Here is a 10,449-nt window from a genome sequence, read left to right on the forward strand (position 1 = left end):
CCCCCCCCCCCCCCCCCCCCCCCCCCCCCCCCCCCCCCCCCCCCCCCCCCCCCCCCCCCCCCCCCCCCCCCCCCCACGCCCCGTAGAAGTCGCGCGTGCCAGGATCGGCGGCGAGTCCGGGGAAACGGTCATGCGCTACGAGCTCTACTACTGGGCCGGCATCCAGGGTCGCGGCGAATTCGTGCGGCTGGCGCTGGAGGATGCCGGCGCCAGCTACGTCGACGTGGCCCGCGAGCAGGGCGACGACGCCCTCGTGCGCTACCTCGACGGCGTGCACGAGGGCGCGCTGCCGTTCGCGCCGCCGTTCCTCAAGGCCGGCCGGCTGCTGATCGCGCAGACCGCGAACATCCTGCAATACCTGGCTCCGCTGCTCGGCCTGGTGCCGGAGGGCGAGGGCCGGCGACTGTACGCGCACCAGCTGCAGCTGACCATCGCCGACCTGGTCGCCGAGGTGCACGACTCCCACCACCCGATCGCCAGCAGCCTGTACTACGAGGACCAGCGCAGCGAGGCGCGCCGCCGCGCCGCCGACCTGCGCGGGACGCGGCTGCCCAGGTACCTGGACTACTTCGAACAGGTGCTGGAGCGCGGCGGCGGCCACCATGCGCTGCACGAACACTCGTATGTCGACTTCTCGCTGTTCCAGCTGATGAGCGGGCTGGAGTACGCGTTTCCGCGCGCGATGCGCCGCCTCGGCAGCGGCCTGCCGCTGCTGCAGGCGCTGAAGCTGCGGGTGGCGCAGCGGCCTCGCCTCGCCGCCTACCTGGCGTCGCCGCGGCGGCTGCCGTTCAACGAGAGCGGCATCTTCCGCCACTACCCGGAGCTGGACGACCCCGCGTAGGGCGGCTCAGGCCAGCGCGATCACCACCGCGCCGGCCACGATCAGGCCGCCGCCGACCAGCAGCGGCAGGCTCGGCTTCTCGCCCAGGAACACCAGCGCCAGCACGATCGCGATCGCCACGCTGAGCTTGTCGATCGGCGCCACCTTGCTGACCGGGCCCAGTTGCAGCGCGCGGTAGTAGCACAGCCACGACAGGCCGGTGGCGATGCCCGACAGCACCAGGAACAGCCAGCTGTGCAGCGGCAGCCCGCTTGGCCTGGCCCACTCCTGGCGCAGGCTGAGGATGCCGGCGGTGACGAACAGGATCACCACGGTGCGGATGAAGGTGGCCAGGTTGGAATTGATGCCGGCCACGCCGAGCTTGCCGAACAACGCGGTCAGCGCGGCGAACAGCGCCGAACCCAGCGCAAACAGCAACCAGCTTTCACGCAGTTGCATCGCGTCGCCCTCCGTCCGGATACCGCTTCGGCTCCGCCGGCACGCCCGCGCCGGCGAGGTGGTTCAGTGGCCGCCGTCCTCAGCGGCGGGCGCGCTCGACTCGGTGGCCGGCGGCCGGCTCTTGCCCCATTCCAGCACCTTGTACATCACCGGCCCGACCGGCTTCATGCCGTGCTCGTCGACCAGCCGGCCCTGCGGATCGACCAGGTAGGTCTGCTGGATGCCGTTCTTCGGCGTCACTACCACCATGTAGACGCGGCCGTTGCGGCTGTATTCCTGGATGCTGTTGTCGCCCTCCTGGCGGATCCGCACCTGCGGCGGCGACCGGTCGCGGGGCGCCGCCCGCGCGCCGCCCTCGTCGCGCATCGACGGCAGGGACTGCGGCTTCAGCTTCAGCGATTTGCCCGTCGTCCGCGCGGAAGCCGGGGCCGCCGGCGCCACCGCCTTCACGCCCGGGTCGTTCAGCCCCGGCGGCGGCGGCACGTTCGCCGGGGCGGCGGACTGCGCCAGCGCGTGCGTGGCGAACAGGAAGCTGGCGGCAACCAGCAGGGCGGCGTTTTTCATGGCGGCGACCTCGTTGGGGCAGCAGAGCATAGCAGCGGCCACCGCCGCCATTCGTGAAGCGCGGCCTTCCGTCGTGCATGCGAGAATGCCGCACGCGTTGTCCACACGCAGCAGGCCGGGTTGCCCTGCATCATCATTCGGCCGCATATCGACATACACTCCCCCCATTCTTTCTTGTCCCGCCGGCCAGCAGCTCCCGGCGCGGCCTGCTTCGCACAGGTCAGCCCGCCCCATGCCCAAACTCATCCTGATCGACGGCTCGTCCTACCTGTACCGCGCGTTCCACGCATTGCCGCCGTTGAGCAACGCCCGCGGCGAGCCCACCGGCGCGCTGTTCGGCGTGGTCAACATGCTGCGCGCCACCCTGAAGGCGAACCCCGACTACCTGGCCTTCGTCAGCGACGCACCCGGCCCCACCTTCCGCGACGCGCTGTACGAGCACTACAAGGCGAACCGCCCGCCGATGCCCGACGAACTGCGCACGCAGGTCGAGCCGATGCTGGCGATCGTGGGCGCGCTGGGCTTCCCGATCCTGCGCGTGGACGGGGTCGAGGCCGACGACGTGATCGGCACCCTGGCGCTGCAGGCGCAGGCGCTGGGCATCGAGGTGGAGGTATCCACCAGCGACAAGGACATGGCCCAGCTGGTCGGCTCGCACGTCACCCTGGTCAACACCATGAGCAACACGGTGCTGGACCGCGCCGGCGTGATGGAGAAATTCGGCGTGCAGCCGGAGCAGATCATCGACTTCCTCGCCCTCACCGGCGACGCCATCGACAACATCCCCGGCGTGCCCAAGTGCGGCCCGAAGACCGCCGCCAAGTGGCTGGCCGACTACGCCACGCTGGACGGCGTGATCGCCAACGCCGACAGGATCGGCGGCAAGATCGGCGAGAGCCTGCGCGCCACGCTGCCGCAGCTGCCGCTGTCGCGTGAGCTGGCGACGATCAAGACCGACGTGCCGCTGGAATTCGGCCCCACCGAGCTGACCCGGCGCGAGGCCGACACCGCGCTGCTGCGCGAGCTGTATACGCGATACGAGTTCAAGGCGGCGTTGAAGGAGCTGGATGCCGCGGCGGAATCTGTAGGAGCGCACCCTGTGCGCGATGCTCTCCGCTCCGAACAACATCAGAGCCATCGCGCACAGGGTGCGCTCCTACAGACGGAATTTTCCGGCCCCGGCGAATATGAGCTGGTCACCACGCAGGCGCAGTTCGACGCCTGGCTGGAAAAGCTGCGTGGCGCCGAGCTGATCGCGTTCGACACCGAAACCACCAGCATCGATGCGATGCGCGCGGATATCGTGGGCCTCAGCCTCGCGGTGGAACCCGGCAAGGCCTGCTACATCCCGCTCGGCCACGACTATCCCGGCGCGCCGCCGCAGCTCGGGCGCGACGCCGTGCTGCGCGCGCTGAAGCCCATCTTCGAGGATCCGGCGCGGCCCAAGCTGGGCCAGCACGCGAAGTACGACATCAACATCCTGTCGCACTACGGTATCGCCGTGCAGGGACTCAGGCACGACTCGATGCTGGAGTCCTACGTGTGGAACGCCACCGCCACGCGCCACGACATGGACTCGCTGGCGAAGAAGTACCTCGGCTACGACACGGTGAAATACGAGGAGGTCGCCGGCAAGGGGGCGAAGCAGATCTCGTTCTCGCAGGTGGACCTGGACACCGCCTGCCGCTACGCCGCCGAGGATGCCGACGTCACCCTGCGCCTGCACCGCGCGCTGTGGCCGAAGCTGGAGAGCGTGCCCGCGTTGCGGCGCGTGTACGAGGAGATCGAGATCCCGCTGGTGCCGGTGCTGGCCGCAATGGAACGCCGCGGCGTGCTGATCGACGGCGACGAGCTGCGCCGGCAAAGCCAGCAGCTGGGCAAGCGCATGCTGGAGCTGCAGCAGCAGTCGTACGCGCTGGCGGGGCACGAGTTCAACCTCGATTCGCCGAAGCAATTGCAGGCCGTGCTGTTCGACGAACTGGGCCTCGAGGCGAGGATGAAGACGCCGACCGGCCAGCCATCCACCAACGAGGAGGCGCTGGAGGCGATCGCCGATGCCCACGAGTTGCCGCGGCTGATCCTCGACTACCGCGGCCTGGCCAAGCTGCGCTCCACCTACACCGACAAGCTGTCCGCCATCGTCAACCCGCGCACCGGCCGCGTGCACACCAGCTACCACCAGGGCTCGGTGGCGACCGGGCGGATCTCCTCGTCCGACCCGAACCTGCAGAACATCCCGGTGCGCACCGAGGAAGGCCGGCGCATCCGCCAGGCCTTCATCGCCCCGCCGGGCTGGCGGGTGATGGCGGCGGACTACTCGCAGATCGAGCTGCGCATCATGGCGCACCTGTCCGGCGACGAGGGCCTGCTCAAGGCGTTCCGCGAGGGCGGCGACGTGCACCGCGCCACCGCCGCCGAGGTGTTCGGCCTGAAGCCCGAGGAAGTCAGCGCCAACCAGCGCCGCGCCGCCAAGGCGATCAACTTCGGCCTGATGTACGGCATGAGCGCATTCGGCCTGGCGCGCCAGCTCGGCGTGGACCGCGGCGAAGCCGGCGACTACATGGCGCGCTACTTCGCCCGCTACCCAGGCGTGCACGCGTTCATGGAAGCGACCCGCGAACGCGCCCATCGCGACGGCTACGTGGAGACGATCTTCGGCCGCCGCCTGTATCTGGAGAACCTCACCGCGCGCAACCAGGGCCTGCGCCAGGGCGCCGAGCGCGCCGCAGTGAACGCGCCGATGCAGGGCAGCGCGGCGGACATCATCAAGCGCGCGATGATCGCCGTGGCGGCCTGGCTGCGCGAGCGCGACGACGCCCACATGCTGATGCAGGTGCACGACGAACTCGTATTCGAGGTGCGCGCCGACGCGGTCGATGCCGTACGCGCCGCGGTGGTCGAGCGGATGTCCGGCGCGGCGGAACTGACGGTGCCGCTGCTGGTCGACGTGGGGGTGGGCGCGAACTGGGACGAGGCGCATTGAGCGTCGCCACGCGGCCGAGGATCACGGTCACCGCGGTTAATATTTCATCAGAATGAATCGTTTCTGAATTTTTTTCGGGGCGCTGCAACTTTTTCCCGCCAAACGCACTCCAATGTATCGGATGCACGCAACGGCATCCTGGCGCGCCCACCTCCCTGGGCCCGCCACAGGCATGAAACCTCTCCCCTGGGTTTTCCTGCCTGCCCCCGCCCCGGAGGCTCCCCCTAGCCTCCGGGGCTTTTTTTTGCCCCGCACGCCGCCTGTACACTGCATGCATGCCCACCCGGCATACTCGGCCCGTCACCACCGAAGGAGCTTCCATGCGCGCAGGACTTTTCATCGCCGGCATCATCCTGCTGGTCGCCGGCATCTGGATCACCATCGGCAAGGCCAGCTACCAGCAGACCGAAACCCTGGCCCAGCTCGGCTCGGCGAAGATCGAAGCCACCCACACCAAGACCGTGCCGGCGTGGCTCGGCATCGCCGGCATCGTGGTCGGCGGCCTGCTGGTGGTCGGCGGCATCGCCAGCAGGAAGCGCTGAGCGCCTGCCGCAAGCGCAAGCCGCCGCGCCATCGCGGCGGTTTGTGTTTGCGGCCATTACAATGGGTGCGATGGATGTCTCGTACCTGATCGACCCGCTCAACGACGCGCAGCGCGAAGCCGTCTGCGCTCCGCCAGGCCACTACCTCGTCCTCGCCGGCGCCGGCTCCGGCAAGACCCGCGTGCTCACCCACCGCATCGGCTGGCTGACCCAGGTGGAACACGTGCCGCCGTGGGCGATCCTCGCCGTCACCTTCACCAACAAGGCGGCGGGCGAGATGCGCGCACGGCTGGAAAACCTGATCCCCGGCGGTACCCAGGGCCTCACCGTGGGCACCTTCCACGGCATCGCGCACCGCCTGCTGCGGCGGCACTGGCGCGAGGCCGGGCTGCCGGAAGGCTTCCAGATCCTCGACGCCGACGACCAGCAGCGGCTGGTGAAGCGGGTGGTCGCCGGGCTGGGGCTGGACGAGGCGAAGTTCCCGCCGCGCCAGGCCGCCTGGACCATCAACGGCTGGAAGGACGAGGGCAAGCGCCCCGACGCCATCGAGCACCGCGATCATCCGGTCACGCACACCTTCGTGCGCATCTACCAGGCCTACGAGGACGCCTGCCGTCGCGCCGGCCTGGTCGATTTCGCCGAACTGCTGCTGCGTGCGCACGAGCTGTGGCTGAAGCAGCCGGCCGTGCTGGAGCATTACCAGCAGCGCTGGCGGCACTTGCTGATCGACGAGTTCCAGGACACCAATACGCTGCAGTACGCCTGGATTCGCGTACTCGCCGGCGCCACCGGCAAGGTGTTCGCGGTGGGCGACGACGACCAGTCGATCTACGGCTGGCGCGGCGCCCGGGTGGAGAACATGCAGCAATTCCTCAAGGACTTCCCCGGCGCGCGCACGATCAAGCTGGAACAGAACTACCGCTCCACCTCGACCATCCTCAAGGCGGCCAACAGCGTGATCCAGCGCAACGGCAGCCGCCTCGGCAAGCAGCTGTGGACCGCCGGCGAGGAGGGCGAGCGCATCGCGCTGTACGCCGCCTACAACGAACAGGACGAGGCGCGCTTCGTGGTCGAGCGCATCCGCGAATACATCGCCGAGCACGGCAGCGCGAAGGACTGCGCCATCCTGTACCGCTCCAACGCGCAGTCGCGCAACTTCGAGGAGCAGCTGGCCCAGCGCAGCATCGGCTACCGCGTCTACGGCGGCCAGCGCTTCTTCGAGCGCGCCGAGGTCAAGGATGCGCTGGCCTACCTGCGCCTCACCGCCAACCGCCACGACGACGCCGCGTTCGAGCGCGCGGTGAACACCCCGCCGCGCGGCATCGGCGACCGCACGCTGGACGTGCTGCGCCGCCGCGCGCGCGGCGAGAACACCTCGATGTGGGAAGCCGCGCTGTCGGAACTGGGCGGCGGCAGCGAGCTGGCCGGCCGCGCGAAGAACGCGGTGAAGGCGTTCCTCGGCATGATCGATGCGATGGCCCACGCCTTCCGGCCATCCACGCCCCATGGCGAAAAGCACGCGCTCACCCTCGCCGAGCAGATCGACCACGCCATCACCCACACCGGCCTGCGCGATTTCTACGAGAAGGACGGCCGCGGCAATGCGGAGTCGCGGGTGGAGAACCTCGACGAGCTGGTCAACGTGGCCAGCCGCTTCGAGCGCACGCCCGAGGACGTCGACGCCGGCCTCGACGAGTTGGCCGCCTTCCTCTCGCACGCCGCGCTGGAGGCCGGCGAGGGCCAGGGCGAGGCATGGGACGACTGCGTGCAACTGATGACGCTGCACTCCGCCAAGGGCCTGGAGTTTCCGCTGGTGTTCCTGGTCGGCATGGAGGAAGGCCTGTTCCCCAGCCAGCGTTCGGTGGAGGACGAGGGCCGGCTGGAGGAGGAGCGCCGGCTCGCCTACGTGGGCATCACCCGCGCGCGCGCGCGGCTGGTGGTGAGCTACGCCGAATCGCGCCGCATGCACGGCACCGAGATGCTGGCGCGGCCGTCGCGCTTCCTCGCCGAAATCCCTGCCGCGCTGGTCGACGAGGTGCGCCCGCGCATGCAGGTCACCCGCCCGCTGTACGCTGGCCGGTCGCACGAGGTCGCACCGTCGCTGGGGGAATCGCTGCCGGTGAAACTCGGCCAGCGCGTCAGCCACCCCAGCTTCGGCGAAGGCGTGGTGATCAGCGCCGAAGGCAGCGGCGCGCACACCCGGCTGCAGGTGAACTTCGAAGGCGCCGGCAGCAAGTGGCTGGTGGCGGCATACGCGAACCTGACGGCGCTGTAGACAACCTATTCGCGCAGGCGCGGTACGCCATGCACGTCGCGTTCTTCCAGCGCGATCGGGCGCGTGTCGGGCTGCAGCGGGTTGGCCGCCGATGCCAGCGCGACGACCGCGTCGCCGCGAGCGAACGCCAGCGCGTTGCGATAGCAGCGCTGCGCCTGTTGCGCATCGCCCTGGCCGGCGAACGCGTCGCCGAGCGCTTCCCACGCGCCGGCGCCGGGCGCCAGCGCCAGCGAGCGCTGCAGGTATTGCTGCGCCTTGCCCCACAGTTCCAGCCGCACGCACATGCGGCCGAGCGTGAGCAGCAGGTTCGCGTCGTTCGGGTGCGCGTCGAGCCAGCCTTCGGCACGGCGCAGGCGCGCCTCGATGTCATCGCCGGCCAGCGTGCCGTAGGTTTCCACCAGCAGCGGCGACCACTCGCGGCGCAGCGCGGATTCCACTTCGTCCATCGCCGGCAGGGTCAGCCCGAACGCGGCGGCGCGGCGGGCGTAGGCATCGATCACCGCGGGCACCCGACGCTGCGTCTTCGGCAGCTGTGACCACAGCGTGTTGAGGCTGGCGCCGTCCGGCGCGGCCTGGATGGTGGCGGCCAGCACCCGGGCCTCCAGCGCGGCATAGGCACGGTTGCCCAGCGCGCCACTCTTCTGCAACGGTGCCAGGGCTTCGCGGGCGCGCCGCAGGTCGCCGGTCGCCAGCGCCGCCCGCGCCAGTTCGCGCCAGCCGCCCGGGGTCAGCGTGCCCTTGTCGGACTCCGGCGCCAGCAGCGCCAGCGCCTCGGCCGGCTTGCCTTCGCGGCGCAGCACGCGGGCGCGCAGCACGCGGGCCGCCTGCGGTGCGGATTGCGCGGCCTGGTCCAGCGCCTCCAGCGCGCGGCCATGCTCGCCGCGGCGCGAGGCCGCCTCGGCCGCCGCCAGCAGGGCCGGGCCGTGCAGGCTGCCCAGGCGCGAGGCGCGGTTGAGGTCGCGCTCGGCGTCGCCGTGGCGGCCTTCGGCCAAGGCCAGCAGACCCTCGCCCAGGCGCTGCTGGCTGAGCCGGCGATGGCGCCGCGAGAATGCGCCGAACGGCCAGCGCGCCAGCCGCCACAGCAGCGTGAGCAGCACCCACGCCAGCAGCAGGATGACCACCGCCGCCACCACCGTGGTTTCCACCCGCCAGCCACGCAGGCGCAGCAGCACGTAGCCGGGATCGGCCACCACCCAGTGCCAGCCGAACGCGGCCAGCGCGGCGGCGACCACCAGCAGCCCGATGCCGTACCACAGCCTCATGGCCGCGCTCCGCGGGCCGGTGCGGCCGTGCTGCCGGCAGGCGCGGGCACCAGTGCATGCACGGCACGCAGGTTGCGCAGTTCGACCAGCGCGGCGCCGAGCTGCACCGGCGCGGCCACCGGCAGTTGCCCGGTGAGCCGCTTCACGGCGTCGCGCGCCTGCTGCACCGCCGGCGCACCGGGATCGAACTGGCTGGCCAGCGCGGCATCCACCCGCTGCAGCGCGGCCGCATAGCCCTTGCTGTCGTAGGCCAGCAACGCGGCCTGGGCCTGGGCCAGGTCGAGCGCGGCCAGCTCGCGCGCGAAGCGCGCGTCGGCCACCGCCAGCGGCGCGCCGTCGTCGCGCTGCACGCTGACCACGCCGGCCAGCGCGCGGCGGATGCGCGACCAGGCGTCGGTGGCCGGCGCCGATCCGCCGTCGAGCGGCTTCAGCGGCAGACTGGCCAGGTCGCCGCGCAGCGCCTCCAGCTGCTGCAGCGCGCTGGCCTGGCTGGCCGGCTGGCTCTTCGCCAGCGCCTCGCGCTCGGCGTTGACGCTCTGGCGCAGGCCGCTGAACGCGCCGTCGTTGACGGCGGCCAGGGCCTGGTCGGCCAGCGCGTACGCGGCGGCGGCGCCCTGCGCGTCGTGGAACAGCGTGTAGCGTGCGCCGGCCATGCGCAGCAGCGATTCGGTTTCGTCCAGCAGCATGCCGTCGCGGCCGGACAGGCTCTTCTCGGCCAGCTTGGCCACCGCGTCCTCGAGGTGGCGCGTGCGCTCGGCCTGGCCGAGCAGTTCCTCGCGCAGCGAACGGTTGACCTGGGCCGCGTCGTCGAGGCGCTGGTTCAGGCTGTCGCGCTGGCCACCGAGCGCGGCCAGCGCGGTTTCCAGCGTGCCCACGCGCTGCTGCAGACCGGCCACCTGCCGGCTGTCGCCGGCGCTGCCCTGCTCCAGCTGCCACTGGCGCCAGCCGACATAGCCGGATGCGCCCACCGCGACCAGCGCCAGCAGTACCGCCAGCGCCAGGCTGCCGCCGCCGCGGGCGGCCGGCAGCGGGCGCGAGGCGCGCAAGGACGGATCGACCGGCACGCGGTCGGGACGGGCGCCCCCGGGCGCGACGGACTCGTTCGGCTTGTCTGGGCTGCTCATGCATGCATGCTAACAGCCCATACGGCCGCGTTCGTAGCAAGCCCGCGTGAAGGACTCAGGCCGCGCGGGCCGCCGCGTCGAGCAGATCGGCCGAGAGCGCCGAGGCGGCCGGCACGATGCGCGCGAAGCCCGCCGCGCGGGCCGCCGCGGCCAGCCGTGCGCTGCTGGCCACCGCGGTCGCCGCGCACAACCGTACCCACGCCGGCGGCGGCAGCAACTGCTGCAGGTTGTGCAACGCCTCGGCGCTGGACAGCAGCACCCGCGCCGAAGGCCGCAGCCGCGACAACGCGTCGACGTGGCGGCGATCCAGCCGCGGCGGCACCCGCCGGTACACGTGCAGCTCGCGCAGCCGCGCACCGCGCGCGGCGAGCTGTTCGCGCAGCACGCCGCGGCCGCCGGGCGCGCCGACCAGCGCGACCC

9 protein-coding genes are annotated in these 10,449 nt (G+C 71.4%); 4 read left to right on the plus strand and 5 right to left on the minus strand.

Features of this window, described 5'->3' with window-relative positions; genetic code table 11:
- Positions 1 to 130: 130 nt before the first annotated feature.
- A complete protein-coding gene (locus AC3WRN_RS16545; RefSeq protein WP_492623806.1) occupies positions 131 to 841 on the plus strand; it encodes a glutathione S-transferase in 711 nt (236 codons plus the stop codon).
- 6 nt (positions 842 to 847) lie between these two features.
- Here AC3WRN_RS16545 and AC3WRN_RS16550 read toward each other — a convergent pair whose 3' ends face one another.
- Both AC3WRN_RS16550 and AC3WRN_RS16555 read right to left on the minus strand, forming a co-directional pair.
- Entirely contained in the window at positions 848 to 1,279 is a 432-nt protein-coding gene (locus tag AC3WRN_RS16550) for an EamA family transporter (protein ID WP_492623807.1), read from the minus strand.
- A 63-nt stretch (positions 1,280 to 1,342) separates the two neighbouring features.
- Entirely contained in the window at positions 1,343 to 1,843 is a 501-nt protein-coding gene (locus AC3WRN_RS16555; RefSeq protein ID WP_492623808.1) for a DUF2782 domain-containing protein, read from the minus strand.
- Positions 1,844 to 2,075: 232 nt separating this feature from the next.
- Here AC3WRN_RS16555 and polA point away from each other — a divergent pair, with 232 nt between their 5' ends.
- From polA to uvrD, 3 genes are all read left to right on the plus strand, one after another.
- Positions 2,076 to 4,826 (plus strand): DNA polymerase I, encoded by a 2,751-nt coding sequence (polA, locus tag AC3WRN_RS16560; RefSeq protein WP_492623809.1) that lies wholly within the window; start codon positions 2,076 to 2,078, stop codon positions 4,824 to 4,826.
- A gap of 320 nt (positions 4,827 to 5,146) precedes the next feature.
- The gene (locus tag AC3WRN_RS16565) at positions 5,147 to 5,368 is read left to right on the plus strand and encodes a hypothetical protein (RefSeq protein WP_068092147.1); all 222 of its coding nucleotides are present in this window, start codon (positions 5,147 to 5,149) and stop codon (positions 5,366 to 5,368) included.
- A 70-nt stretch (positions 5,369 to 5,438) separates the two neighbouring features.
- A complete protein-coding gene (gene uvrD, locus AC3WRN_RS16570; protein ID WP_492623810.1) occupies positions 5,439 to 7,643 on the plus strand; it encodes a DNA helicase II in 2,205 nt (734 codons plus the stop codon).
- A 5-nt stretch (positions 7,644 to 7,648) separates the two neighbouring features.
- Here the strand turns inward: uvrD and AC3WRN_RS16575 are convergent, their stop codons facing one another.
- The 3 genes from AC3WRN_RS16575 to AC3WRN_RS16585 form a co-directional block, all read right to left on the minus strand.
- Positions 7,649 to 8,905: a heme biosynthesis protein HemY gene (locus AC3WRN_RS16575; RefSeq protein WP_492623811.1), complete on the minus strand. Its 1,257-nt coding sequence runs from the start codon at positions 8,903 to 8,905 to the stop codon at positions 7,649 to 7,651.
- A complete protein-coding gene (locus AC3WRN_RS16580) occupies positions 8,902 to 10,029 on the minus strand; it encodes a uroporphyrinogen-III C-methyltransferase (protein ID WP_492623812.1) in 1,128 nt (375 codons plus the stop codon). The genes AC3WRN_RS16575 and AC3WRN_RS16580 overlap by 4 nt, the downstream gene beginning before the upstream one ends.
- A gap of 55 nt (positions 10,030 to 10,084) precedes the next feature.
- Positions 10,085 to 10,449: uroporphyrinogen-III synthase (locus AC3WRN_RS16585; RefSeq protein WP_492623813.1), on the minus strand; the 365-nt coding region annotated here is incomplete at its 5' end.

Source organism: Rhodanobacter sp. FW101-FHT13A11, assembly GCF_058790335.1.

Coding starts and splice junctions, on each gene's coding strand:
- AC3WRN_RS16575 (WP_492623811.1), bottom strand. CDS start 8,905: ATGAGGCTGTGGTACGGCATCGGGCTGCTGGTGGTCGCCGCCGCGCTG.
- AC3WRN_RS16545 (WP_492623806.1), top strand. CDS start 131: ATGCGCTACGAGCTCTACTACTGGGCCGGCATCCAGGGTCGCGGCGAA.
- AC3WRN_RS16565 (WP_068092147.1), top strand. CDS start 5,147: ATGCGCGCAGGACTTTTCATCGCCGGCATCATCCTGCTGGTCGCCGGC.
- AC3WRN_RS16580 (WP_492623812.1), bottom strand. CDS start 10,029: ATGAGCAGCCCAGACAAGCCGAACGAGTCCGTCGCGCCCGGGGGCGCC.
- uvrD (WP_492623810.1), top strand. CDS start 5,439: ATGGATGTCTCGTACCTGATCGACCCGCTCAACGACGCGCAGCGCGAA.
- AC3WRN_RS16550 (WP_492623807.1), bottom strand. CDS start 1,279: ATGCAACTGCGTGAAAGCTGGTTGCTGTTTGCGCTGGGTTCGGCGCTG.
- polA (WP_492623809.1), top strand. CDS start 2,076: ATGCCCAAACTCATCCTGATCGACGGCTCGTCCTACCTGTACCGCGCG.
- AC3WRN_RS16555 (WP_492623808.1), bottom strand. CDS start 1,843: ATGAAAAACGCCGCCCTGCTGGTTGCCGCCAGCTTCCTGTTCGCCACG.